This is a genomic window from Bradyrhizobium sp. 14AA, from assembly GCF_054185205.1.
Genome location: NZ_JAVAYM010000004.1, coordinates 312,515 through 336,346 on the forward strand (window position 1 = coordinate 312,515; position 23,832 = coordinate 336,346).

At 64.8% G+C, this 23,832-nt stretch carries 16 protein-coding genes and 1 tRNA gene; 3 read left to right on the forward strand and 14 right to left on the reverse strand.

Annotation, left to right across the window (positions count from 1 at the left end):
• Positions 1-50: 50 nt before the first annotated feature.
• Entirely contained in the window at positions 51-971 is a 921-nt protein-coding gene (locus RAD15_RS11495) for an amino acid ABC transporter substrate-binding protein (RefSeq protein ID WP_458177327.1), read from the reverse strand.
• A 62-nt stretch (positions 972-1,033) separates the two neighbouring features.
• Positions 1,034-3,682 carry a bifunctional diguanylate cyclase/phosphodiesterase gene (locus tag RAD15_RS11500; protein WP_458177329.1) on the reverse strand — a complete coding sequence of 883 codons (2,649 nt, stop codon included), beginning with the start codon at positions 3,680-3,682 and terminating at the stop codon, positions 1,034-1,036.
• Positions 3,683-4,346: 664 nt separating this feature from the next.
• Between RAD15_RS11500 and RAD15_RS11505 the strand changes: the two genes are divergently transcribed.
• Genes RAD15_RS11505 through RAD15_RS11515 form a run of 3 tightly spaced genes read left to right on the forward strand, consistent with a single transcriptional unit; the run spans position 4,347 to position 6,944 of the window.
• On the forward strand, positions 4,347-5,612 hold the full coding sequence (locus RAD15_RS11505) for a glycosyltransferase family 2 protein (protein ID WP_458177331.1): 1,266 nt from the start codon (positions 4,347-4,349) through the stop codon (positions 5,610-5,612).
• Positions 5,609-6,655: an HlyD family secretion protein gene (locus RAD15_RS11510; protein ID WP_458177333.1), complete on the forward strand. Its 1,047-nt coding sequence runs from the start codon at positions 5,609-5,611 to the stop codon at positions 6,653-6,655. Before RAD15_RS11505 ends, RAD15_RS11510 begins: the two co-directional genes overlap by 4 nt.
• Before the next feature lie 31 nt (positions 6,656-6,686).
• Positions 6,687-6,944: a TackOD1 domain-containing metal-binding protein gene (locus RAD15_RS11515; RefSeq protein WP_458177335.1), complete on the forward strand. Its 258-nt coding sequence runs from the start codon at positions 6,687-6,689 to the stop codon at positions 6,942-6,944.
• A 90-nt stretch (positions 6,945-7,034) separates the two neighbouring features.
• On the opposite strand, the gene RAD15_RS11520 is transcribed toward RAD15_RS11515, so the two are convergent.
• The 12 genes from RAD15_RS11520 to RAD15_RS11575 all read right to left on the reverse strand — a co-directional run bounded on the left by RAD15_RS11520 (position 7,035) and on the right by RAD15_RS11575 (position 23,668).
• A tRNA-Arg gene (locus RAD15_RS11520) sits at positions 7,035-7,111 on the reverse strand.
• 61 nt (positions 7,112-7,172) lie between these two features.
• Positions 7,173-8,240 (reverse strand): sensor domain-containing diguanylate cyclase, encoded by a 1,068-nt coding sequence (locus RAD15_RS11525; RefSeq protein ID WP_458177337.1) that lies wholly within the window; start codon positions 8,238-8,240, stop codon positions 7,173-7,175.
• On the reverse strand, positions 8,240-11,350 hold the full coding sequence (locus RAD15_RS11530) for a bifunctional diguanylate cyclase/phosphodiesterase (RefSeq protein ID WP_458177340.1): 3,111 nt from the start codon (positions 11,348-11,350) through the stop codon (positions 8,240-8,242). Before RAD15_RS11530 ends, RAD15_RS11525 begins: the two co-directional genes overlap by 1 nt.
• Positions 11,351-11,524: 174 nt before the next feature.
• The gene (locus RAD15_RS11535; protein WP_458177342.1) at positions 11,525-12,610 is read right to left on the reverse strand and encodes a branched-chain amino acid ABC transporter permease; all 1,086 of its coding nucleotides are present in this window, start codon (positions 12,608-12,610) and stop codon (positions 11,525-11,527) included.
• On the reverse strand, positions 12,607-13,617 hold the full coding sequence (locus RAD15_RS11540; protein WP_458177344.1) for a branched-chain amino acid ABC transporter permease: 1,011 nt from the start codon (positions 13,615-13,617) through the stop codon (positions 12,607-12,609). Before RAD15_RS11540 ends, RAD15_RS11535 begins: the two co-directional genes overlap by 4 nt.
• Positions 13,614-14,336, reverse strand: coding sequence for a branched-chain amino acid ABC transporter ATP-binding protein (locus RAD15_RS11545; RefSeq protein WP_458177346.1), 723 nt, complete (start codon positions 14,334-14,336; stop codon positions 13,614-13,616). Before RAD15_RS11545 ends, RAD15_RS11540 begins: the two co-directional genes overlap by 4 nt.
• Positions 14,333-15,097, reverse strand: a complete 765-nt coding sequence (locus RAD15_RS11550; RefSeq protein WP_458177348.1) for an ABC transporter ATP-binding protein — start codon at positions 15,095-15,097, stop codon at positions 14,333-14,335. The genes RAD15_RS11545 and RAD15_RS11550 overlap by 4 nt, the downstream gene beginning before the upstream one ends.
• 169 nt (positions 15,098-15,266) lie before the next feature.
• Positions 15,267-16,451 (reverse strand): substrate-binding domain-containing protein, encoded by a 1,185-nt coding sequence (locus tag RAD15_RS11555; RefSeq protein WP_458177350.1) that lies wholly within the window; start codon positions 16,449-16,451, stop codon positions 15,267-15,269.
• 112 nt (positions 16,452-16,563) lie between these two features.
• Positions 16,564-18,612 carry an acyl CoA:acetate/3-ketoacid CoA transferase gene (locus RAD15_RS11560; protein WP_458177352.1) on the reverse strand — a complete coding sequence of 683 codons (2,049 nt, stop codon included), beginning with the start codon at positions 18,610-18,612 and terminating at the stop codon, positions 16,564-16,566.
• A gap of 123 nt (positions 18,613-18,735) precedes the next feature.
• Positions 18,736-20,046: an MFS transporter gene (locus RAD15_RS11565; RefSeq protein WP_458177354.1), complete on the reverse strand. Its 1,311-nt coding sequence runs from the start codon at positions 20,044-20,046 to the stop codon at positions 18,736-18,738.
• Positions 20,047-20,242: 196 nt separating this feature from the next.
• Positions 20,243-21,685 (reverse strand): sigma-54 interaction domain-containing protein, encoded by a 1,443-nt coding sequence (locus tag RAD15_RS11570; protein ID WP_458177356.1) that lies wholly within the window; start codon positions 21,683-21,685, stop codon positions 20,243-20,245.
• A gap of 246 nt (positions 21,686-21,931) precedes the next feature.
• A complete protein-coding gene (locus tag RAD15_RS11575) occupies positions 21,932-23,668 on the reverse strand; it encodes a putative bifunctional diguanylate cyclase/phosphodiesterase (RefSeq protein ID WP_458177359.1) in 1,737 nt (578 codons plus the stop codon).
• Between the last annotated feature and the right edge of the window lie 164 nt (positions 23,669-23,832).

The window sequence follows — 23,832 nt, forward strand, 5'->3', positions numbered from 1 at the left end:
AGACGCCGCGGCCGGTCGAGGTCGGGGCGCGAAGTCTGGTCCTCGCGGCCTTACTTCGTGCCGCCTGCCCGATAAGCGTCGGGATCGCCGCTGTCGATCAGGTTCTCGATCGTGCGCTTGAGCGGCGCGCTCATCGGAACGTTGAGATTGATGCTCTTCGGCAGCGTCGGAGCCAGGAACCATTTGGCATAGATCTTCTCGATCTCTCCGCTGCGATAGACGGCGGCCATCGCGTCATCGACCACTTTCTTGAACGCCGGATCGTCGCGTCGCATCATGATGCCGTACGGCTCGATCGACAACGCCTCGTCGGACACCGTGTAGTCGCCGGGATTCGCCGAATCCGCCACCCGGCTGTAGAGCAGGATGTCGTCCATCACGAAGGCATCGGCGCGGTTCGACTCCAGCATCCGGAATGCCTCGCCATTGTCCTTCGCGGCGAGGATGGTGAGATTGAGGTTTTGCCGTCCGTTGAGGTCGCTGATCTGCTTGATGTTGGTGGATCCGATGGTGGATACGACGACCTTGCCCTTGAGGTCATCCAGCGTCCGGAGTTTGTCGGCCGCCCTGGCGGCGAAGCGGTTCGCGGCGACGAAATAGGTCGTCGAGAACGACACCACTTTCTGCCGCTCGAGATTGTTGGTGGTCGTTCCGCATTCGAGATCGATCGCTCCGCTGAGGACCGACGGAATGCGGCCCGATGGCGTGACGGGCACGAGCTTGACGTCGAGCTTCGGCAGGCCGAGCCGCGCCTTCACCGCGTCGACCGCGACGTAGCAGAGGTCCATGGCATAACCGACGACCTTTTCGTTTTCGTCGTAGTACGAGAACGGGATCGACGATTCGCGGTGGCCGAGGGTGATGGCGCCGGTGCGCCGTATTTTTTCCAGCGCGCCGGTCAGCTCCTCGGCCGTCGCCGCCTGGCCCGCGATGCTCAGCGCCGCCGCGGCGACGATCATCTTGATGGTCATGTTCCAGCTCCTCGTTGGAGATCGACAAGTCTGATGTGGGGCGGGTCGATCATGTCGTCCGCTCAAGCCGTGGATGCGAGGCCGGCCCAGGCCTCGGGCCGGTCGAAGCGGTCCGGCCGGCCGACGATCGATGCGTACCGGCCGATCGAGGCCGGTCGTCCGATCAGGAAGCCTTGTGCGTAGTCGCAGCCTGCGCGCGAGAGCACGTCGAACTGAGCCTGCGTCTCCACGCCCTCCGCGGTGACCGGAAGCTCGAGCCCGCGCGCCAGCCCGATGACCCCGCGCAGGATCGCCTTCGATTGTGCGTGATCGAGGTTCGAAATGAAGCTGCGGTCGATCTTGATCATGTCGAAGGGGAAGGCCTGGAGATAGGACATCGACGAATAGCCGGTGCCGAAATCGTCGAGGGCGATGCGTACCCCGAGCGCCTTGAGCCTGCGCAGGATCGAGACCGCGCCGGAGAAGTCGTCGATCAGCACGCCCTCCGTGATCTCGAGCTCGAGCCGGTGCGGATGCAATCCGCTGGTGATCAGGGTCTCGTGGACGAGGCGCACGATGTCGTCGTTGCGGCACTGCACCGGCGACAGGTTGACGGAAATCTTCAATTCGTTCGGCCAGGATGCGGCCTCGCGGCAGGCCTCGCGCAGAATCCATTCTCCCATCGCGACGATCAGCCCGTTCTCCTCGGCGAGCGGAATGAAGGTGCCGGGCGAGACCAGGCCGCGGCGCGGGTGATGCCAGCGGACCAATGCCTCGAAGCCGACGATCTCGCCGCCGATCCGCATCAGGGGCTGGAAATCGAGCCGCAGCTCATCATTGGCCACGGCGGACTGAAGATCGTGCTGCAACTCGCTGCGGTCGCGCAGCTGCGCCCCCATCTCCGGCTCGAAGAAGCGGATCGCGTTGCGTCCTTCCGCCTTGGCGCGGTAGAGCGCGATGTCGGCATTGGCCAGCAGTGCGGTCGGGTCGTTTCCGTCGGCCGGCGCGCACGCGATGCCGACGCTCAATCCGATGCGCACCTGCCGGCCGGCAAGCTCGATATCGCCGACGAGAGCGTTCCGCAGCCGCTCCGCAAGTTGGCCCGCCGCTGCGGCTTGCGCTTCGCCGAGCAGGACCACGATGAACTCGTCGCCGCCGACCCGGGCCAGGAAGGCATCCCCTGCGACCTCCTGCAACCGCCGCGCCACTTCGCGCAGCAAGGCGTCGCCGACGAGATGGCCATGCAGGTCGTTGATCTCCTTGAAGCGATCGAGATCGAGGCACAGGATCGCGAATGTCTCGCCGGCCCGGATCGCCTCGTCCACCGTCGCCGCGAGATATTCGGAGAACGAAGCGCGGTTGTGCAGGCCGGTCAGCGTATCGTGATGTGCGATATGCGCGATCCGCTTCTCCGCGCGCCTCTGCTCGGTGATGTCCTCGACCGTCATCACGAAGCCGCCGCCCGGCACCGGCCGGAACACGACGACGACGGCGCGCCCGTCCGACAGCTCTGCGACGATGCTCGCAGGCTCGTTGGCCGTCACGATGGTCATCAGCCCGCGGATATGGTTCTCGGCGCCGCTTTGGGAATGGAGACCTTGCGAGATCTGATGGTCGAAGATCTGTCGCAGCGTGGTCCCGGGCCTCGTGAGCTCGCCGGGGAGATGAAACATCTCCGCGTAACGGTCGTTGCACACGATCAGGCGGTGATGCGCATCGTACATGCACACGCCCTGCGACTGATTGTTCAGCGTGGCGTCGAGCTGGATGCTCTGCTTGCGGAAATACTGGACGACGAGGGCTCCGGTGCCGCCGATGGCGACGACCAGCACGATCGTGAGCCCGATCAGGAACAGCGCCTCGGTCCACCAGCCGGCCAGTGCGGCGGATACCGTGGTGCTGGTGGTCAGGAGCACCGGGAGGCCGGCAAGGTGTGCGGCCGCGATCAGGCGCTCGGAGCCGTCGATCCGGTCGCGCCACCGGACCACGCCGCTGCCGGATCGCGTGATCTCGTTCAGCCGGCCCCCGAACAGGGATTGGCCGGTCGCGGGATCGGCATGCGGATGGCTCGCCAGCATCGTGCCGTCCAGGCGAAGCAGTGTGATGGATTCATCGGGGCCGCGGACCAGCGTCCGGTACAGCTCCTCGAAATATTGAGACTTGATGGAGCCGACCACCAGGCCAAGGAATTCTCCGTCGGATCCCATGAATTTCCGGGCCAGCGGGATCGTCCAGGCTCCGCTGCGCGGATCCTTCTCCAGCCGGCCCAGCTTCGCGCTCAGGGCCGGGTCGGTCTTGAGCGCCTGGAAATAATCCCGATCCGCGACATTGAGCGGTGGCGTCGGCCACGCCACCGACGAGTTGATCACCTTGCCGTCGGCGCCGACCAGCATCACGGCCTCGATATGCGGGAAGCCGCCGATCTTGTCTTCCAGCATGAGCTGGATATCGCGGCTCGCCATGGCACGTGCGTAGACTTCGTCGGATACGACCGCGAGCGTCTGCATGTGCTCGATCAGGCTCGCCTCGATCAGGTTGGCGGCGTCGAAATCGCGCGCCGCCTGAGTGGCCAGCACGGTGGCGGTTGCGAGCAGCTGCTGCTTGCTCTCCTCGATCGCGTGATAGCGCAGGTTGGACAGGATGAGGGCGATGGTGCAAATGACGAGCGCGATCAGGAATCCGCCGCACAGCATCAGGATCGCAACCGGACGCGTCGAGCCGATCCGGCGCATGGGAGGTGGCTGTCCCTCCTGCGCGAGCCTCTCCGACGGTCCCCTGAGTGAGCGAGCGGACAGCAACGTTGTTCCTGCGGCGGTCGGTCTTCGGGGAACCACGCTAGGCTTCGGGTATTTGGAATGAGGTTAAAGCCGGCCCCTCGCCGGTGCCGCAAACTCGAATACGGTTATTTGCGTGTTACGTCGCTCGAGATGATGCGAGGGAATACGGCCTCGGCCCGCGTGTTTCCCGGTAGTTCTACCGGGGGCTGCGCAATTATTGTGCGCCCATCCTCGCCAGTTCGTCCTTCGGCAGGCCGAAATTGCCCCGCTCATGAAGCCCGCTTTCCTGTCCGGTTCTGAAGAACTGTAGCTGGATGTCGCACCTGGCGCATGCGCTGCGGCGCTCATCGCGTGCCTTGGCCCGACTTCATACCCATGCCGATTTTCCGCGAATTTGAACCGATCGGGTTCCCGCGAGGCCGCCGATCGCGCAAAGTCCTTCGCCCGGTTGATACAAAGGGATATACTAAACTCGGAGTTGATGGCCAGATCGTCGGAATTGACGCAGACGAAGGATGGCCGATCCACCGATATCGCCTCGTTCTCGTGCGAGTAGCCGGGTTCGCTTCGTCCAGATGCGCATCCGGCGCGGCTCGCAGTCCGGGGAAGGCAGGTCAGCATGCTCGAGGCATTGCAGTTGATCGCCGATACGAATTGGATTCAGTTCGCATTCGCGGTCATCATCTTCGATATTCCTCGCTATACGTTTTCGCTGCTGTCGCTCGCTCTGCTCGGCCTGACCGGATTGCTGTCCCGCGGGCAAGCGCCGATCAGTGCATCGGTCAGCGTGATCGTGCCCGCTTTCAATGGTGGTCCGGGCCTGCTTCGTTCGATCGAATCGCTCCGTCGGCAGACCCTTGCGCCGCTCGAGATCATCGTGGTCGATGACGGCTCGACCGATGACACGCGCGCAATTGCCGAGCGGGCACGTGCGGCCGGGCTGGTGGATATGGTCATCTGCCACGGCACGCGCTGCGGCCGAAGCGCCGCGATCAACGCCGCCGCCCGCTTCGCCAGCGGCGAGCTGCTCCTGACGGTGGATGCCGACACGCTGTTCGAGCCTTCGGCCATAGCCGGGCTTGCATCCGCATTCATGGATCCGCGCGTCGCGGGCGCAAGCTGCAACATTGCGATCAGCAACGAAGCCAGTTCGATCTGGACGCGGCTCCAGGGCATCGAATACCTGATGTCGATCAGCGCCGGCAGGACGATCCTCGACAGCATCGACGCGATCGCCTGTCTTTCCGGCGCCTGCTCCATGTACCGCCGCGACGTCTTCATGCGGCATGGCGGGCTCGACGTCGGTCCGGGGGAGGACCTGGAGTTCAGCCTGCGGCTGCGCCGGCTGGGTTATCTCGTTCGCTTCGTGCCCGAAGCGTGGGTCGAAACGGCAGGGCCCGTCGGCGGCCTCGGCCTGCTGCGGCAGCGCGCGCGATGGGATCGCGATGCCTTGCGAATCCGCCTCATCATGTATGGCGAATTGCGGTTCTTCCATCGCTTCGAGCGGCTACCCGACACGCTGCAGAGGCTGGATTTCATTCTGTTCGACCTGATCCCCACGCTCAGTCTTCCATTCTACCTCGTCTATCTCGTGGCATTGCTCGGCTCCGACGCCTTCTGGTTTCTCGCCGCGATCTACGTCCTGCTGGCGTGGATTTCGTTCTTCAACCTCGGCCTCGCCTTCGCCCTGTTCGAGCGCTCGCCGAGTATCCTCAATCTCGGGGCAGCGCTGGTCTTCCCGGTCTATCAGGGCGTCTATCTGAAATGTGCCCGGCTGGTTTCCTACTCCTCCGAGATCATCTTCGCCGCTTCAGGGAATGATGACTTCGTGCCGCCGCGCGTACGTCGCGCACTGTTTTCCGGCCCGGCAGGAGCACGCCCATGAATGTCGCCATCAACAGGCTCGACCCGAATGTTCCGGATCCCGTGGAAAGCCGTCGGAGCGCTGCGGGACGGCTCGTGCGCCTCGCCTATGCGACGGGCGTTTTCGGCGTGCTCGCCTTCCTGGTCGTCTATTTCGGCGCTCCGCTGGTCTATCTGAGCGGACCGGGGATCATCTCGTCCCCGCCGCACGTCGTTTCGCTTCCCTATCTCGTGCAGGTCGCCGAGGTCATGGTGACACCGGGCACCACGGTCAAGGCCGGCGACCGGATCGCACAAATCCGCTCTCCCGAGCGGGACAACATCGTGGCGACCTACATGCGCGCGTTGGCCGATATCGCGAGCCGGCGATCGGAGCTGCGCATCAGGGCACGGGTTGCGCAGGAAACGCTCGAGGCGGCGAAAGCCTACAGGACATTGACGGAAGATGCCGTCGACCAGATCGAAGCGTCGAGCGCAGCGAGCCTGGCATTTCGCCTCGAACTGCTGCGTGAACGCGGCCTCGCACGCAAGTCCGTCATCTCGCAGGAGGCGGAGATTGCTGAGTCCATCACCCAACTGGCGGACCTGAACGATTTTGGGCAGCAGCTGCGCGACCATCTCGACGAAGTGGAGCGGAATTTCGCCGGCGGCCGGGTGCTGGCGCCCGTCGCCGGCATCGTTTCGACCAATCTCGCCAATGCCGGGCAATCGCTCGTGGCGGGCACGGCGATCGCCGAAATCCTCGATCCGACCGACATCTTCGTCGATTGGTACATTCCGAATGCTCGCCTGGTCGAGCCCAGGGTTGGCAATCAGGTGCTCGTGGTGTTCGGCAATCGCCGCATCGCGGGAACGATTGCGGAGATCCTGCCGGTTTCGGTCGTCTATGCCGCAGGCCGGCAACCGCTGACGCGCGACCGCGCGGCGACCCAGATCGCGCGCGTCCGCTTCGTCGCAGACGCCGTACCGCCCCCGCTGAATTCGACGGTCAACGTCCACATGTACTATGCGAGCCTGACGTCCCGACTTGCCGCAGCGTTGGTCCGCCTGCTGGGCCTGCAATAGGCCGAGGGCGTCCTGTCGAAAGGAAACGAAGGTGCAGATCAGCGCGGATGAATCGATTTGTCCGGTCTGCCAAAATCGTCTCGCGTTCGATCGGATCCTGCATCACATGATCTGCGCCTATGTCGGACCGTCCAGCGATTTCGTCGAGACGGGCGACGGCTATATCTGTCCGAAATGCCGGCACGGCATCGCATCGGGCGATCCGGCTTGCGAAGAGGTCGGCACGAGTGCGCGGTGCAGCGCCTGCGGCAAGGAGATGATCGTGTCGCCGGTCGCGGGCTCGATCTGAACCTTCTCGACGGGGAGGGTTGGGAGCGCCCGATACGCCATCCACCAAGCCGGCGGCGTGGCCATAGGTCTGGCAAACTATTGGGATCGCTGGCGCACCCGACACGATTCGAACGTGTGACCTTTGCCTTCGGAGGGCAACGCTCTATCCAGCTGAGCTACGGGTGCAGTCGAGGTTCATTTAGCCGATTGGCGAGGGGTGGGCAACCGGTTCTCGCCGCATTGCGGTTTAAGCCGTTTTGCGCCGGAAAGCGGCCGGAATCTGTGCGGCCTCCCGGCCCAGGGCGGCGAATTCGGCCAGAACGCGCTCGGCGCAGATGACGCGGTTGCGGCCGAGGCGTTTGGCGACATAGAGCGCCTCGTCGGCCGCGCCCAGCAGCCGGTCGGGGCCGCCGTCGACCGCGCCGGGAACGTGGCTGGCGACGCCGACGCTGAGGGTGACGTGATCGCCGGCGCCCATGGCGCCATGGGCGATCCGCAAGGCCATGACGGCGAGGCGGATCTCCTCGGCGATGGCGCAGGCGCTGTCGCAATCCATGTCCGGCAGGATCAGCGCGAACTCCTCGCCGCCATAACGGCTGGCGAGGTCGAGCGGGCGCACCGCATGCCGGCTGACGACGGCCGCGATCGCGCGCAGGCATTCGTCGCCGGTCTGGTGGCCGTGGCGGTCGTTGAACAGCTTGAAATGATCGACGTCGACGAACAGCAGCGCCATCGGTTTCTGCGTGTGGTGGGCGCGGGCCCATTCGCTCGTCAGCATCTGGTCGAAGGAGCGGCGGTTCGACAGACCGGTGAGCCCGTCCTTGGTGGCGAGCTCCTTCAGCGCCATCTCGGCGCGCTTCTGGCCGGTGAGGTCGCGCAGCGTCTCCACCACCGCGATCAGATGGCCGGCCTCGTCATGGATCGGGCCGGCGTCGATGGCGAGATAGAGCTGGCTGCCGAGCTTCGGCATCACGCACCAGTTCTCCGCGGAAAAGCCGAGCCCGTTATGGCCGCGCGCGGCGTACTCCGAATAGAACTCCGGCAGCTGCTCCGGCTGGTCGAGCGCGACGAGATCGGCGAGGCAAGGGCGCCTGGTCTCGTAGAACGCCTGCCAGTGCTTGCTGGTGCCGATCACCTCCGATGCGGCGACCCCGGTCAGCCGCTCGCAGGTCCTGTTCCAGATCACGACGCGGCGCTTCGGATCGATCACGAAGGTCGGCACCACCAGATGCTGCATCAGCCGTACGGCATAGGAATCCGCGACGTCGACGGCCTTGGACCGAGTCTTGCCTGGAGCCTTCCCCGGCTTCGCCATCAGGCCACCGCCGCCACAGGCACGGTATCGCCGCGTCCGAACAGCTTTCGCACGTCAGTGGCCGGCTTCGGCGGGCTGAACAGATAGCCCTGCATCTCCGTGCAGCCGAGCGCGCGCAGCATCTCGCGCTGCGCCTCGGTCTCGACGCCTTCGGCGACCGTGGTCATGTTGCTGGCGGCGGCGATGTTCACCACGGCCTGTACGATGACGGGCGCGCCGCTGGTCTCCGCGATGTCGGCGACGAAGCAGCGGTCGATCTTGATCTTGTCGAACGGGAAGCGCTTGAGATAGCTCAGCGAGGAATAGCCGGTGCCGAAATCGTCGAGCGCGATGCGTACGCCGATCGAACGGAGCTGATGCAGGATCGAGAGCGCCGCCTCGTCGTCGCGGATCAGCACAGCCTCGGTGATCTCGAGCTCGAGCCGGCACGGGGCGAGCCCGGAGGCGGCGAGCGCGCCGGCGATCCGGAGCGCCAGCGTGTCGCATTTGAGCTGCACCGGCGAGACGTTGACCGCGACACGCACATGCGCCGGCCAGGTCGCGGCCTCGTTGCAGGCGGTGCGCAGCACCCAGTCGCCGAGCTCGTTGATCAGGCCGGTATCCTCGGCGATCGGAATGAATTCCGCCGGCGAGATCCAGCCGCGTTCGGGATGCCGCCAGCGCAGCAGCGCCTCGCAACCCGAGACGTCGCCCGAGTGCAGGTCGACCAGCGGCTGGTAGTGAATCTCGAAGCCGGCGTTCACCAGGGCCTGGCGCAGATCCTGCTCCATGGTCAGGCGCGCCTTGGCGCACGCATCCATCTCCGGCTCGAAGAAGCGGTGGGTGCGGCGTCCTTCGGCCTTGGCGCCGTACATCGCAAGGTCGGCGTTCTTGATGAGCTGGTCGAGATCGGCGCCGTCCTGCGGCGCCAGCGCAATCCCGATGCTCGCGTCGGTGGAGAGCTGATGGCCGAGGCAATGATAGGGCTGGCGGATCGCTTCGTAGATGCGCGTCACGAAGGACAGCACGTCGTCCGGGGACTGGATCCCGGTCTGGATGACCGCGAATTCGTCGCCGCCGAGCCGCGCGATGAGATCGCCGTGTTTGAGGCAGCCGCGCAGACGGCTCGCGATCGCCTTCAACAGCTCGTCGCCGACGTGATGGCCGAGCGAATCGTTGATGCCCTTGAATTCGTCGACGTCGATGTAGAGCAGCGCGAATTGCTCGCCGCCGGCGACCTTCGCCAGCTCGCGCTCGATCTGCTCGCGGAACAGCGTGCGATTCGGCAGGTCGGTCAGCGCATCGTAATGCGCCATATGCGCGATCTTCTCGTGGGCGCGCCGCCGCTCGGTGACGTCCTCGACGACGCTGATCAGGTAGCGTGGCTCGCCCGAGGCGTCGCGAATGCCGATCCGCGTCGAGGTGATGTAGCGCATCCCCTTGGTCAGGCTCGGCCAGGGATGCTCGTCCTTGAACAATCCGGTGTCGGATTGCAGCGCCTCGCTGTCGTCCTCGGCGACGATCCCGGCGGAGTCCTCCGGGTAGATGTCGAAGGGGGTCTTGCCGATGACGGCTTCGCTCGACTGGCCGAATTGCTCCTCGGCGGTCCGGTTGATCAGCAGATATTGCCGTGTTCGGGCGTCCTTCACCGTGATCTGGGACGGGATGTGGTCGATGATCTCGCGCAGGAACATGTAGTTGCGGTCGCGTTCCTGCTCGATATTGCGCCGGTCGGTGATCTCCTCGATCGTGGCGACCCAGCCACCCTGCGCGAGCGGGGTGTTGATGACCTGGAAGGCGCGGCCGTTCGGCAATTGATGGATTCTCGTGGAGACCGTGCCTTCGGCAACGATCCTCATGACGTCGGCGCAGAACGACTCGACGTCGCCGTTGAACGCGTCACGCTCCTTGCGATGGTACATCGCCTCACGGATGTGACAGCCGGGCTTGATGACATCGTGGGAGAGGCCGAACATGTCGGCGTAGCGGCGGTTGCAGGTGACGATGTATCCGGCGGCGTCGTACAGGATCAGCCCTTGCGACATGTTGTTCAGGGCGGTGTCGAGCCGCAGTCGTTCAGATTCCAGCCGTTGCTGGGCCTCGCGGTTCTGCCGGTTGATCTGGCGAACGATCAGGAACAGGATCAGCGTGATCACGGCCGCCGAAAGCGTCGCCGTGGTGACCATGAAGCCGGTCTGCTGACGCCAGTCGGCCAGTGCTGCGCTCGTGATGTTGGTCGCGACGATGACCAGCGGGAAATGCTTCAGCGACGCCGCCGAGCCGAGCCGGTCCTCGCCGTCGATCGGACCCTTGACGCGCAGCGTTTGCTGACCGCCCTTGGCCAGCACCTTCTGCATCAAAGGAGCATCCTTGAAGCTCCTGCCGATCAGCTCTTCGACATGCGGGTAGCGTGCCAGCATCTTGCCTTCGCGGTCGAACAGCGAGATCGCCGTACCTTCGGCAAGCGCCACGGACGCGAAATAGTGCTGGTAGCTGTCCGGATCGATCCGCCGGACCATCGCGCCGAGGAAGACGCCGTCGGCACCGCGCAGCCGGCGCGCGACGATGGTGGTCCATTTGCCGATGATGAAGCTGCGGACGGACTCCAGCAGCACCGGCTCGGCCATCGGATCGGATTTGAGTGTCTGGAAATAGGCGCGCGCTGAGACGTTGATCTTGGGCAGCGGCTGGGCACGCGACCAGTTGATCAGATCGCCGTCGGCATCGTAGATCGCGATATCGCCAAGATAGGACACGGAGCTGATCTTGCTGCGCAGCATCTGGTTCGCGGCAGGACCGGACATCCGCTCGCGGAACATCGTAGGTGAGGTGATCTCCGGCAGGTTCATCTGCCCGATCAGATCGGCGGCAACGACATCGGAGTCTTCAAACTGCTGATCGAAATGCCGTGCGATCAGCTGCACCGTGTTTTCCAGCTCGCGCTCGCGATTGGCCAGCGTACGCTCGCGGAACTCGCCGACCGCCATGGCGGTCACGGTGAAGATCCCGGCGACCAGCAACATGCCGCACAGCGTCAGCCATAGCACCGGACCGCGCCGAATGGCTGCCTCCCAGCCGCTTCTGACGGCTAGGGACATTCCGGCTGCAATCCTTGCAAAGACCTGACGCATTCCCCCTCCCAGAGGGAACACGAATACACCGCACAAATGGCCCAAACCTTAGGAAAACCAGTTACCTAAGCATTAATCCGGTTGTGCGCGCGTGCCCGTACGCAGCGGAGCGGGAATCGCGCCTCGGTTGCGCTAAGCGCGCGACAAAAGCTGCGCTGCATCATTAACAGCGGCTTAATGCGAGGCGCCCGCGCTCTTGTCGCCGCCGGCCTTGCGGAGACGTCCGACCACCCCGGTTGGGAAGAAATAGACGCTGGCGATGAACAGCAGCCCGAGCCACAGCAGCCAACGGTCGGGATGCAGCAGCCCCGGCAGCAGCGGCAGGCCGGCCTCCGACGCCGCCTTGGAGGCGACGCCCATCAGCGACTGCAGATAGTTCTGGGCGAGGATGAAGATGGTGGCGCCGATGATCGCGCCGTAGATCGTGCCCATGCCGCCGATCACCACCATCAGCAGGATGTCCAGCATGATCGAGAAGCTGAGCGACGTGTCGGGGCCGGCATAGCGCAGCCACAGCGCGTTCAGGATGCCGGCGCCGGCGGCGACGAGCGCTGCGAGGCAATTGGCGTAAGTCAGATGGAATACGGTGCGGAAGCCGAGTGCCTCCGCGCGAAAACGGTTCTCCCGGATCGCCTGGAGCACGCGTCCGAACGGCGAGTTCACAACGCGAAGAAGTGCGAGGATCATCAGCGCCGAGATCGCGAACACCAGGTAGTAGGTCAGGATCCGGCCGTTGACCTCGAAGCCGAACAGGCTTTTGGGGATCAGCACCGTGCCGGGCCGCAGCAACTCGGGCAGCTGGAAGCTGCGTCCATCCTCGCCGCCGGTCAGCCAGGACAGCTGCGAGGCCAGCACCTGGAAGGCGGAGGCGACCGCGAGTGTGATCATGGCAAAGAAGATCGCGGCGACCCGCAGGGAGAACAGCCCGATCGCGAGCGCGAGCAGGGCCGCGAGCGGCAGCCCGACGACGATGCCGGTGGCGACCGCGGCCCAGTTCGGGCCCATGCCGTACAGCGCGATGGCGATGGCGTAGCTGCCGATGCCGTAGAACATGGTGTGGGCGAACGACACCGAGCCGGTATAGCCGAGCAGCAAATCGTAGGAGGCGACCAGCGCGGCGAAGACGCAGATCTTGGCCGCGACGTTCAGCGCCTTCGCTCCCGGGAACAGGAACGGCGTCGCCGCCAGCGCCAGGATGATGAGAACGAGAACGAGCGTGAGGACGCGGCTGCGCGGCGGATCTCCTGAGAGGATCATCATCGGCTGGTCACCGCATAGAGGCCGCGTGGCCGCCACATCAAAATGGCGACCATCAGCAGGATGTTGGAGACGAGGGCGAGCTTGGGCACCAGGAAGCCGCCGTAATTGGCAACCATGGCCACGAGGATCGCGCCGATGAAGCAGCCGCCGATCGACCCCAGTCCGCCGATGATGACGACGATGAAGATCAGGACGGTGAGGTCGTCGCTCATGGAGGCGTGGACCTGCTCGCGATAGAGCGCCCACATCACCCCGCCGAGGCCGGCGAGCGCCGAGCCCGTCATGAACACGCCGAGGAACAGCCGGCGAATGCGATAGCCGAGCGCCTCGACCATCTCGCGGTTCTCGACGCCGGCGCGGATCAGAAGTCCGAGCTTGGTGCGGTTGAGCACGAGCTGGATCGCGATGAAGACGGCAAGGCCGATCAGCGTCGCCAGCACGCGGTATTTGGCGATCGCGACGTCGCCGAGGATGAAGGAGCCCCGCAGCGAGGTCGGCAGCGGCATCGGGATGATCTGCGGCCCCCACAGCGCATAGAGCGTCTGCTCGGCGACGATCAGGCCACCCGTGGTCATCAGGATCTGCTTCAGGTGCTGGCCATAGACAGGAAGGATCAGCACGCGCTCGACGATCAGGCCGAGCGCACCGGAGACGGCCATGGACAGCAGCGCCGCCGGCGCCAGCACCGCGAGATTCATCCAGAGCGAATCGGCCTGCATGGACGCCGCGAACGGAGCTAGCACCAGGGTTGCGACATAGGCGCCGACCGCGATGAAGGCGCCGTGGCCGAAATTGAGCACGTCCATCAGGCCGAACACCAGCGTCAGGCCCGAGGCCATGATGAAGATCATCATGCCCATGGCGAGACTCGCCGCGGTCAGCGTCAGCCAGGTGCTGGGCGAGCCGATCAGGGGAATCGTCACGAGGGCGAGTGCGATCGGCAGCAGGACCGGCGCGATGTCGCGCTTCGGCTTCGGCAGCGGATCGGTTGCGGCAAGGTCAGTCACTGATGCGCCTCCAGGCTCAGGCCCAACAGCCGCTCCTGGAGCGGCACGTCGGAGGCCAAGGCCGCCATCTCGCCGCGATGGACGATGGTGCCGTTGTCCATGACGAGGACGCTGTCGCCGAGCTCGCGGGCGGCAAAGAAATTCTGCTCGACCAGCAGGATCGTCGCGCCTTTGCGCTTGATCTCCTTCAGGCACTCGATCAGCGCCATCACGATCGCCGGTGCGAGGCCCTTGGTTGGCTCGTCGATCAGGAGCAGCTTGCGCGGCTCGATGATGGCGCGCGCGATCGACAACATCTGCTTCTGCCCGCCCGAGAGACTTCCCGCCCGTGACAACCAGAACCGGCGCAGCGCCGGGAAGAAACCAAAGATCCAGTCGAGCTGGGCGTCGTCGAGCGGCCCGTCACGGGCGGCGAGGACGAGGTTCTCTTTCACCGTGAGATCGGAGAACACCGCCATGCTCTCCGGCACGTAGCCGACGCCGAGCCGCGCGATATCGGGCGTGGCGCGGCTTTCGATGCGTTCGCCGGCGAGGTTGATCTCGCCGCTCGAGGCCTGCCACAGGCCCATGATGGTGCGCAGCGTCGTGGTCTTGCCGGCGCCGTTGCGGCCGAGCAGCATCGTGACCTGTCCTTGCGGGACGGCGAGATCGATGCCCTGGAGGATGTGGTAGCGGCCGATATGGGTGTGCACGCCGGAAAGTTTGAGGAGATCGGTCATGCTGCACTCTTTGGCGCGACGCCGAGATAGGCTTCCTGCACGATCGGCGAAGCGATCACCTCGGCCGGCGGGCCATCGGCGACGAGTTGCCCGTTATGCAGCACGATGATGCGGTCGGCGAGCGAGCGCACCACGTCCATCTTGTGCTCGACGAGAAGGATGATCTTGCTCGTGTCCTGCTTGAGCTGCGCAATGAGATTGAGCACCACGGGCACCTCGTCGATGCTCATGCCGGCGGTCGGCTCGTCGAACATGAAGACCTTGGGCTCCAGCGCAATCATCAGCGCGACCTCGAGCTTGCGCTGGTCGCCATGCGACAGCGCGGTCGCGGCGACGCCGCGCCGGTTGCCGAGCGCGACCTGGTCGAGGATGGCGTCGGCGCGCGCGATCAGGTCGCGGCGCAACATCCAGAGCCGCAGCATGTCGTAATGGGTGCTATCAGCGGCCTGCACTGCAAGGCGGACGTTCTCTTCCACCGTCAGGTTCGGAAAGAGATTTGTCAGTTGGAACGCGCGTCCAAGACCCGCACGGGTCCGCATCGGTGCGGAATGCTGGGTGATGTCGGTGCCGTCGAACAAAATGCTGCCGCCCGAGGCGCGCAGCTGACCCGAGATCAGGTTGAAATACGTGGTCTTGCCGGCGCCGTTCGGCCCGACGATGGCGGTGAGCTCGCCCGGACGGAAGCTGCACGTGACGTTGTTGACCGCGACATGGCCGCCGAAGCGGATGGTGAGGTCGCGAGTTTCGAGGGTGAGCGTCATGGGGGGCTAGTGAATGATGAGATGAAGATGTGTCCGCGATTACGCTGCGCTGCCTCCCCCGCGTGCGGGGGAGGGTAGGGGAGAGGGTGTTTCCACGACGAAGACTCCCCAAGAGGATAGAGCCCTCGCCCGGCCTCCCCCGCAAGCGGGGGAGGTGAAGCAAGAAAGATCACCGCTTGTTGCGGACGGGAACGTCCATGTCCTCGATCTTCAGCTCGCGCACCGGCTCGAGCACGGCCCAGGCGACGTTCGGATCGGCCTTGACCTTGAAGTGATACATGCTCTGGAGCGCTTGATGGTCCTCTTTGCGGAACACCATCTTGCCCTTCGGCGTGTCGAACTCCAGGCCTTCCATCGCCGTGATCAGCTTCTCGGTGTCGGTCGACTTCGCCTTGGTGACGGCCGCGACGACGGACATCGCAGCGGCAAAGCCGCCTGCGGTGAAGAAGTCCGGCGGCGCGTTGAAGCGCTTCTGGTGCTCGGCGACCAGCCAGTCGTTCACCGGGTTCTTCGGGATCTCGTAGAAATAATAGGTCGCGCCTTCCATGCCGGGCAGGCCCTTATAGGCGGCGAGCGCCGGCAGGATGTTGCCGCCGGTGGACAGCTCGATGCCGTAGCGCTTCGGATCCATGTCCTGGAGCTTGGCCAGCGGATTGCCGGCGCCGGCCCAGATCACCCAGATGATCTTGCGGCCCGGCTTGTCCTTCAGCGCGTCGAACAGGCGCTGGCCGACCGCGGTGAAGTCGGTGGTCGAGGTCGGGGCATATTCCTCGGCAGCGAGCGTCGCGCCGGTCTTGGCGAGCGCTTCCTTGAAGGCGGCGACGCCGTCGCGGCCGAACGCGTAGTCCTGCGCCAGCGTCGCGATGGTGACGCCCTGCTTGCCGATCGCGACCGCGTTCGAGATCGCGTCCTGCGAGGAGTTGCGCGCGGTGCGGAAGATGTAGCGATTCCACTTCTCGCCGGTAATCTGATCCGCGACCGCGGGCTCAACGATCAGGATCTTCTTGTTCTCCTCGGCGACTGGGAGAATGGCGAGCGCGGCGGCCGACGACGTCGTGCCGATCGCGATGTCGGCCTTGTCGTCCTGATAGGCCTCTGCGAGCGCTGCCTTCGAAAGGTCGGGCTTGCCCTGGTCGTCCTTGGTGATGATGACGATCTTGCGACCGTCGAGCGTCATGGTGCCCTTGGTGGCGTATTCGAAGCCCATCTGCAGGCCGGTCTCGGTCTGCTTGGCATAGGCCTCGAGCGGACCGGTCTTGCCGTAGATCAGCGCGACCTTGAGATCGTCGGCCCGTGCGGAGGCGCCCGCGGCGAGGGCGAGGATGGTTGTTGTTATGATGAGTGATCGACGCACGATGGTCCCTCCTGATTTATTGTCTCTCGGCAACAGCGATTTGCACAACACTACGAACATTGCAATTGAACCTTCCGGCCGAGCGTATCGGTCTTGCGAGCATGCATTATTTTTAGGCTTGCCGCGCGGCGCGCGCTGCCTCGGATGTGGTGGAGGCATCCGCCGCTTCGACCTGTTGCCGATCCAACTGCGCCTCTTCCGCGCTCTCGAAGATATGCGGCGCGACGCCGCGCTTCTCCAGGGCCTCGCCGAGCTTGATGCGCAGGAAGCCGGACGTAGTGTAGCGCGACACGCCCGAATAGAAGCGATCGACGAGGCTGCGCACCATGGCCGAATAATCGTCCATGAGCTCCGGCAGGATGGAAAAATTGTCATAATTGACGATGGCGTAGACCCGCCGGCCGAGCGGGGTGAGCTTGGCCTCGACGATATCAGCGATGGCCTCAATCTCCGCCTTGCTGCGCAGCGGATAGCGCTCCAGATTCACGAAGAACAGGTCTTGTTGCTCGTCCAGGCTGAAGCGCTGGTCGAGCGGGATGGTGAGCAGCCGCTCGCGCAGGTCCATGGGACCGTCCCGAAAGATGCGGGCGTCCATCAGGACAGGATCGCGCGGGATCAGCGGCTTGAAATCCATCAGGCGCAGGATGTCGCGCTCGATGTCGATGCCGGGCGCGACTTCCGTGAGCTCGAGCCCATCCGGCCGCAGCTCGAAGACGCAGCGCTCGGTGACATAGAGCACGCGACGCCTGCGCGCGACGGCAATGGCGCCACTGAAGGTGACCTGCTCGACCTTGTCGACGAACTTGCGTGACGTGGCTTCCTCGAGGATCGAGAGCTTGCCGTCGTTGATTGCAATGCGCTGCCGCCCCGCACCGAAGCTGCCGACGAAGACGATTTCCTTGGCGTTCTGGCTGATGTTGATGAAGCCGCCGGCGCCGGCGAGTTTCGGCCCGAACTTGCTGACATTGAGATTGCCGGCGCGATCGACCTGGGCGAGGCCGAGGAAGGCGGCGTCGAGGCCGCCGCCGTCGTAGAAGTCGAACTGATAGGGCTGGTCGATCACCGCCTGCGTGTTGATCGCCGCACCGAAATCGATGCCGCTCGCCGGGATGCCGCCGATCACGCCGGGCTCCGCCGTCAGCGTGATGAGATCGATGATCCGCTCCTCGTTGGCGACCGAGGCGATTCCCTCGGGCATGCCGATGCCGAGATTGACCACGCTGTTGGCCTTCAGCTCGAAGGCGGCGCGGCGGGCAATGATCTTGCGTTCGCTCATCGGCATTGCGGGGAGCGATGCGGCGCGCACCCTGATCTCGCTCGAGAAGGCCGGGTTATATTGCGTGCCGAAAGTCTGCCAGTGGTTCTCGGGCTTCGCCACCACCACGCAGTCGACGAGGATTCCGGGAATCTTGACCTGACGGGGATTGAGGCTGCCGCCCTCGGCGACGCGCTCGACCTGCGCAATGACGATGCCGCCGGAATTATGTGCGGCCATCGCGATGGCGAGCGCCTCCAGCGTCAGCGCCTCCTTCTCCATCGTGAGGTTGCCGTCGGGATCGCCGGTGGTGGCGCGGATGATCCCGACATCGATCGGAAACGTCTTGTAGAGCAGGCATTCTTCGCCGCCGATCGTGATCAGCTCCACCAGCTCTTCGGTGGTGCGCGCGTTGAGCTTGCCGCCGCCGTGCCTGGGATCGACGAATGTCCCCATGCCGACGCGGGTGATGTGGCCGGGCCGGTGCGCAGCGATGTCGCGGAACAGATGCGTGATCACGCCCTGCGGCAGGTTATAGGCCTCGATCTGGTTGGCGATCGCCAGCTGCTGCAGCTTCGGCGCAAGGCCCCAATGCCCGCCGATGACGCGCCGGACCAGGCCCTCATGGGCGAAATGGTTGACGCCGCGATGCTTGCCGTCGCCCTGGCCGGCGGCATAGACCAGCGTCAGATTGCGCGGCTTACCTTGGGTGTAGGGCGCATCGCCCTCGTTGGAGAGATAGAGTTCTTCCAGCGCCAGCGCGATCTCTTCGGCAAAGCCGATGCCGACGAAGCCGCCGGTGGCGACCGTGTCGCCGTCACGGATCAGCATGACGGCTTCCGCCGCGGTGACGACTTTGCCCTTCTCGGCGTTGCGCAAATAGGGCAAGGCAGGATGCTGGCTCATGGCATTCCCTCCTGTGTCTGTTGCGGACCGCATGCCCGTTCTTCTCGCTTGGCTCTATTCGTATCGCGTGGAGCGGCTGGCGACCAGCCGCTCCGGTGTCGCGGGGTACCGCGCTCAGCCCATTCAGGGCTGAGCGACCTTGCGTGTTTCGGTGGCGAAATAGACCGACACGATCGTGATGATCGCCAGCGCGATCATGTAGAGCGAGATCGGCCAGGTGGCGGGTGCGTAGGCCGTCATCAGTCCCGTCGCGATCAGCGGCGACAGCGCGCCGGCGAAGATCGAGGCCAGGTTGTAGCCGAGCGAGACGCCGCTATAGCGCACCTTGGTGCCGAACAGCTCCGACAGGAAGCTCGCCTGCGGCCCGTACATCGCGGCATGACCGATGGCGAGGCCGAGCACGATCGCGATCCAGGCATATTGCGGGTTCTTGGTCGACAGCAGCATGAACAGCGGGAACGACATCAGCGCCGAGAACACCGCGCCGAAGATGTAGATCGGCCGCCGCCCGAGCCGGTCGGAGAGCGCGCCGAAGGCCGGAATGGTGAAGGTCTCGATCGCCGCGCCGATCAGCACGCCGTTGAGCATGTCCTGCTTGTTCATGCCGAGCGATTGCGTGGCATAGGCGAGCACGAAGGTCGCGTAGATGTAGAAGAAGCCGTTCTCGGCAAAGCGCGCGCCCATCGCGAGCAGGATGTTCTTCGGATACATCCTGATCGCCTCGAGGATCGGCATCTTCACTTCCTGCTTGGAGTCCTTGACCTTCTGGAACTCCGGCGATTCCGCGATGGTGAAGCGGATCCACAGGCCGACCAGCACCAGCGCGATCGAGAACAGGAACGGGATGCGCCAGCCCCACGCCAGCAACTGCGCGTCGGTCAGCATCGCCGACACCACCGAGAAGACCAGCGTGCCGAGCACGAGGCCGAGCGGCGCGCCGAGCTGCGGCCAGCTTCCATAGAAGCCCTTCTTGTCCGCGGGCGCATGCTCGACCGCCATCAGCACCGCGCCGCCCCATTCGCCGCCGAGGCCAAAGCCCTGGATCAGGCGGCAGGTGACGAGCAGGACCGCGGCCCAGATGCCGGCGCTCTCGTAGGTCGGCAGGAAGCCGATCGCCGCCGTCGCCGCGCCCATGATCAGCAGCGTCAGATACAGCATGGTCTTGCGGCCGATCTTGTCGCCGTAGTGCCCGAACACAACGCCGCCGAGCGGGCGCGCGATAAAGCCGAGCGCGTAGGTCGCGAACGCCAGCAGCGTTCCCATCATCGGGTCGAAGGTCGGAAAGAACAGCTTGTTGAAGATCAGCGCCGCGGCGGTGCCGTAGAGGAAGAAGTCGTACCACTCGATGGCCGTGCCGATCAGGCTCGCGGTGGCGACCGTGACGTGCGAGGGCTGTTTCGCTTGAAGCTGATGGACTGAGATCGCTTCACTCATCTTGCGTCCTCCCTGGTTGCGAATGCGCATGTGCAGCACGCGTCATTGTGCAAAGCGAAGAGCAAGGTCCGCGCCAGTTGCGGCCGGCTTGCGCAAACTGGCGGAAAATGCGGCAATTTCCGTATTGGCGCCCGGAAATGGCGGCCCGACGCCGTGTCAGGAATCCGAGACTCCGGACAGTCCCGTGTCTCGAAACTCAGACGGGCGCCGGTCCCGAGGCGAGGCCGAACTTGGCGAGCTTCTTGTAGAAGGTCGCGCGAGAGATCTGCAGCATCCTGGCGGCCTCCGTGATCTGGCCGTTGCTGGCGGCGAGCGCCTGTTCGAGCGTGTGCTTCTCGAACTCGGCCTCGGCTTCGGCATAGGGCAGGACAGGTCCGCCCGGGCGCGCCGGTGCTGCCGGCCTGACGTCGGTGCCGATGGGAAGGATGCGGGCGACGTCGTCGCCGGTCAGCCGTCCGGAATCGCTCAGGATCAGCGCGCGCTCCAGGATGTTGCGAAGCTCGCGGACATTGCCCGGCCAGTCATAGCGCGCGAGCGCGGCGAGCGCGCTCGGCGTGATCTTGGCAGGGACGTAATCGCCGGATGCGCTGATGTCGTCGAGCAGCCGGGCGCAGATGTCGGGGAGATCGTCCAGGCACTGGCGCAGCGGCGGCAGGTCGATCGAGAGCACGTTGAGACGATAATAGAGATCGGGCCGGAACGCGCCGTCGCTGACGCGCTTGTGCAGATCGACATTGGTGGCGGCGATCACGCGGACGTCGACCTTCGACACCTTGTCCGAGCCGAGCGGCTCGATCTCGCGCTCCTGCAGCACGCGCAGCAGCTTGGCCTGCAATTGCAGCGGCATCTCGCCGATCTCGTCGAGGAACAGCGTGCCGCCGTCGGCGATGCGGAATTTTCCTTCGCGACCCCTGCGGTCGGCGCCGGTATAGGCGCCCGGCGCGGTGCCGAAGAACTCCGACTCGATCAGCGTGTCCGGGACCGCGGCGACATTGACGCTGACAAACGGCTTTTCCGCGCGCGAGGAGGCGTTGTGGATCGCCTGCGCCAGCATCTCCTTGCCGGTGCCGGTCTCGCCGGTGAGCAGCACGGTCACGCTCTGCCGCGCGGCGCGGCTTGCGAGCGCCTTGGCCTGCGCGATACCAGGCGTCGTGCCGACGAAGTCGGCGAAGGTGAAGCGCGCGGCGCGGGCGTTGGACAATTGCCGCCGCGCCAGCCGCAGATCGCTCTCGAGCTGGGCGACGCGGGCGAGCAGGGGTTTCAGGCTTTCGAGATGGTCATAGAGCACGAAGCCGATCGCGCCGATCACTGTCCCGTTCTCGTCCTCGATCGGCATCCGCGTGACGACGAGCTGCTCGCCGCCGAGCTCCATGATGTCGAGCAGGATCGGCTCGCCGGTCTCGGCCACCTTGCGCATCAGGCTGTTGGGGATGACCTCCTCGATCGGCCGGCCGATCGCCTCGCTGGTGCGCTTGAGGCCGAGGGCGGCAAGATATTTCTCGTTGACGTAGACGACCCGCCCGCCGCGATCGATCGCGATCGCGCCCTCGCAGAGCTTCTCCAGCCGCTCGAACAGCGTCTCCATCGCGCGGGCACGGAGATAGGCGGGATCGCTGATCGAGGCGGAAGAGCCGGACATGACATACCCCGGGGGAAGTCCATCTGTGTATTACCAAAAGGCCAGCGATTTCAAAGGGGGAAATGGGGGGTCAAGGAGCGACTCATTCTCAGCCGTCGTCCTGGACAAAGCGCAGCGAAGCGGAGCGCAGATCCAGGACCCATTACCCCAGGGAGAAGTTTGGCGAGGACTCGTGGTTACCATCCCGCATCACGACATCTCCCTGGGGTAATGGGTCCTGGCCTTCGCCGGGACGACGTCGGAGGCCTACCTTCGATATCCGCTCGCCCGCGAATAGCCCTGGCGGTTCTGCTGCATCGGGCGGCTCGCGACGCTGGCGCGGGACTCGCTGGAGGCGGGGGTTGCGAGCTTCAGCTCCTCCAGGAAGATCGGGCGCGAGAAGTAATAGCCCTGCGCGTAGCGGATCTTGGTCGCGGCCTGGAGATAGGCGAGCTCCTCGTAGGATTCGAGGCCTTCGGCGATCACGGTCATGCCGAGCGCTTCGCTCAGGGATTCGATCGCGCGCAGGATGCCCTGGCTGCGCGGGCGCTTATGAATGTCGGTGATGAAGGAGCGATCGATCTTGATCTCGTCGGCGGTGATGTCGGCCAGCGCCGAGAGCGAGGAATAGCCGGTGCCGAAATCATCGATCGAGATGCCGACGCCGAGCTTGCGGAACATCGGCAGGATCTCGTCCTGGAAATGATTCTTGGCGACGAAGGCGTCCTCGGTCACCTCGATCATGAAGCGCTGCGGAAAGCCAGTGTCGTCGAGCGCCTTTGCAAAGCTGCGCATGAATTCGGGGTTGCCGGCCTGCTTGGCCGCGACGTTGATGCTGATGGTCGCCTCGACGCCGAACGTCTCGTTGATCAGGTCGATCGACTTGACGATCTCGGCGAGCACGAGATGGGTCAGCTCGTCGATCAGCCCGAGCTCGCTGGCAAGATTGATGAACGAGCCCGGCGCCTGGATCACGCCTTCGTCGTCGCGCAAGCGCACCAGCGCCTCGATGCCCTTCACCGCCTGGGTCCTGATGTCGACCTTGGACTGGAAGGCGCAGCAGAATCGCTTTTCCAGGATGGCGAGCCGCAACGACTGCTCGATCTTGGTCCGCGCCAGCGCCTCGCGCTCCATGCTGGAATCGAAGAAGGCCGCCGATCCCTTGCCGTCGTTCTTGATGCGGTACATCGCGATGTCGGCATTCTGGCGCAGCGTCTCGAAGCTGCGTCCGTGATCCGGATAGAGGCTGACGCCGACGGAGGTGGAGGCGAAAAGCTCCGAATGGTCGATGAAGAACGGCGCCGTCAGCCGCTCCAGCGTCGACTGCATGAATTCGGCGACCTCCTCCTGACTCTGGATCGGGGAGAGCAGCAGCAGGAATTCGTCGCCGGAGATGCGCGACAGCATGTCCGAATCGCGCAGGTCGCGTCCGAGCCGCTTCGACAGCTCCACCAGCAGCGCGTCGCCGACGGCGTGGCCGTAATAGTCGTTGATGTGCTTGAAATTGTCGACGTCGAGAAAGGCCAGCGCGAAACGTTCGCCCTTGCCGTCGCGCGCGAGCAGGCTGGTGGCGCGATGCTCGATCACCCGCCGCGAAGGCAATCCGGTCAGCTCGTCGAAATAGGCCGAGCGGAACAGCTGATCCTCGAAATTCTTCTGCTCGGTGATGTCGGAAGATGCCGAGATCAGCAGCTCGCGTCCGGCGAGGCGGACGGGACGATGGGTCGTCAGCAGCACCTGGCGCGCGGTGCCGTCGTGAAGGGCTTCCTCGGTGACGACGGGCCGGCCGGCGCTCAGCGCCTGCCGGCAGGCTTCGCGGCGCGGCGCCAGATCGGGCGAGGGACGGCTGCCGTCCATGCCGAGCTGGGCGGCCGCGGCATCGTTAACCAGCAAAAGCTCGCCATGCACATCCTGCACGGTCAGGCCGGCCGGCAGCATTCTAACGATTTCCTTGAGAAAACCGAGTTCGGCCTCGCTCGCGCCGGAATATCTGTTGTCGTTCATAGAAGCCATGAATCTTGTTGTTCAGCGCGCCTGCAATGCACGCGATCATGCGCAGTTCCCTCTTAAGTTTGGTTAAGGGGTACGGAGAAATACGGGGGTGTTTTGCGACGATGCGACGCGCGCCGCCGATCGTCATTAACAGAGGGTCAATGCTGCATGCGAAA